Source organism: Bartonella sp. CM120XJJH (assembly GCF_042194715.1).
Lineage (GTDB): Bacteria > Pseudomonadota > Alphaproteobacteria > Rhizobiales > Rhizobiaceae > Bartonella.
The window spans coordinates 1-1,389 of the sequence record NZ_JBHINE010000063.1 but is presented as its reverse complement, the minus strand read 5'-3'; the positions used below and the strand labels follow the sequence as shown (position 1 = coordinate 1,389).

Below are 1,389 nucleotides of genomic sequence, written 5' to 3'. Positions count from 1 at the left end.
AAATTCGCTGCATAGACGCGTTCAACAGCAAGCGCTTGTTGACCTTTGGCATAGTATTTCCAGCAAATGGCATCCACCATATCGCCATCTTTGGTCATATAAAGGTCACTCATAGATCTTCACCATATTCTCTCAATTTTATCGTAAATTCTTGTTTTTTGGGGGTGCCGTTATGATGAAAAACGCTTTGCTTTTCCTCTACGGAAAGAATGACAAACTTACCTAAGATTTTGCCTTGACCGGTCACAAGAATATGAGGTCCCATATGCGCTATTTGTCGCAAATATTCGAGCTGTCTGTGACCACCTTTGAAATCTGGATAAATCACCCCTGCTAAAGAAAATTCCGCATTTGCAACAGCAGGCAATTGAAGAGCAGCTTTTCGCCCCAATCGCCCTTGCTCTACCCATGGAACCCCATAAGACATATCAAGTGTTTGATAAGCTGCTGTTTCAATGGAAAAGATAAAACCACCCAAAGCTAACATCATGGTATTTAATCCGAAAGGCTAGAGGCTATGGCTAAACGTTGCTGTTTTGCATAGCGTTCAAGTGCTTGATTGACAGCGTCTCTGATTTCGTCCTTGAGACCATTTGGTACTGAAATATTGAGATTTGTAATAGTTACACGCGCGTCTACTTCAACGGGTTTGTGAACCGTAATAGGCTTTGGAGCTTTAAAGGCACCCACTTTATTTGTTGCCTGCATTTGTCCTGTTTCAACGACACTTGTATTAAAACCACTCTTGCGTTTTTCTGGTGGGGTATTTGTAACCACTACTGTATCCAGCATTCTTTTTGCACGTGCATTGGTTTCATTGGTAAAGGTTTTAATCGTCTCCGTTGAAGTCTTATTGATTGAGACATTAAAGCCTAACTTTTCTTTCATCCAATTAGGCATCCAGCTGGTTAATTTGCTTATCATGCCGCTGAGCTAATCAGACAGAGCATTCCATTTGCTTTTGATCCCTTCCCAAAGCCCGTTAATTAGATTGGTTCCTGCTTCCATGAGATTGATCCCAAACAGCCACTCAATCAATGCATTGATTTTTTTCGAAATCCAAGAAAGTGGTGAAAAGTTTTTAAAGAGCGTCAAGAGGTTATTGAAAACGTTACTACATAAGCTCGCAAAAGAATTCCACAAGTTGCTTATGAAGCTTACTACCGTATCCCAATTTTTGTAGAGCAGATATCCAACTCCAACAAGGGCTGCTATGCCGCCAGCGATCCAGCCGATAGGAGTGGTCATGATTGCGATACCAAGCGATATAAAAGCAGAACCAACGGCAGTTATTGCTGGAATGAGTGAAGCTACAAGAGATAGTGCAAGACCCGCAACTGCAGAAGCTGCCGGTACCATTGCCGCAATGAATGCTCCGGTAAGAACTGC

General features: G+C 42.2%; 2 protein-coding genes and 1 pseudogene. All 3 read right to left on the bottom strand.

Features of this window, described 5'->3' with window-relative positions:
- Nucleotides 1-113: tail protein X (locus ACFIKU_RS09680; RefSeq protein ID WP_375657380.1), on the bottom strand; the 113-nt coding region annotated here is incomplete at its 3' end.
- Nucleotides 110-490: a phage tail protein gene (locus ACFIKU_RS09675; protein WP_006589081.1), complete on the bottom strand. Its 381-nt coding sequence runs from the start codon at nucleotides 488-490 to the stop codon at nucleotides 110-112. The genes ACFIKU_RS09680 and ACFIKU_RS09675, both read right to left, overlap by 4 nt.
- A 5-nt stretch (nucleotides 491-495) precedes the next feature.
- Nucleotides 496-1,389, bottom strand: a pseudogene (locus tag ACFIKU_RS09670) (phage tail protein); the annotation flags it as partial.